Source organism: Streptomyces sp. NPDC002884 (assembly GCF_040295245.1).
Classification (GTDB): domain Bacteria; phylum Actinomycetota; class Actinomycetes; order Streptomycetales; family Streptomycetaceae; genus Streptomyces.
This window is the reverse complement of the sequence record NZ_JBEOVB010000061.1, coordinates 24,145-24,747: the sequence shown is the minus strand read 5'-3', so window position 1 is coordinate 24,747 and position 603 is coordinate 24,145. Positions and strand designations below refer to the sequence as shown.

Genomic DNA, 603 nt, shown 5'->3' with positions numbered 1-603 from the left:
ACAGTTCGTCCGACACGATCCACGGCCGCGACTGACGCTTCCCCATGCCCTCATCAACGAGCGATCAAGCCGACAGTCACATGATCGCACCACTTGCATGCCCTGGTCGAGTGGGTGCCCATGCTCATCGTCACCCTCGAGGATGACCGACGGTGCAAACTCCCGCCGCATCAACGTGAGCTGGTATGCCTGGTGTACCTGCGCTGCCATGACACCCCTGCTCAAGTTGAGGCAGGCTTCGGCATCGCTGTCGGCACCACCCACGCCTACGCTGCAGCCGTCATCACCCTGCCCGCCGACCGCGCACCCGGGCTCCTGCGCGAAGCCGACCCCGACTATGTCCTGCTGGACGGCATCCTCACGGAGCGCCTTGGGGCTGAGAATGCATGAGCGCCTTGGGGCAGCGTGCGAACCATACGAACACCGAAGACGTATATACAATTAGTTCCGGAATCTAGTCCATCTCGATCTCACGAGCAAGGAGCACGACCAACATGTCAACGCCAACGCCTTCGAGGCTGCCACGCCCTCTCCCTAATATCCCTGGAACTGATTCGCCCTTCCCGTTCAGTCCGCCGGCAGTCCCTCAGCCTCCAACGGCAG

General features: G+C 61.9%; 1 pseudogene. It reads left to right on the top strand.

Going from position 1 to position 603, the window contains the following annotated elements:
* Positions 1–120: 120 nt before the first annotated feature.
* Positions 121–387, top strand: a pseudogene (locus tag ABT070_RS44460) (helix-turn-helix domain-containing protein); the annotation flags it as partial.
* Positions 388–603: the final 216 nt, after the last annotated feature.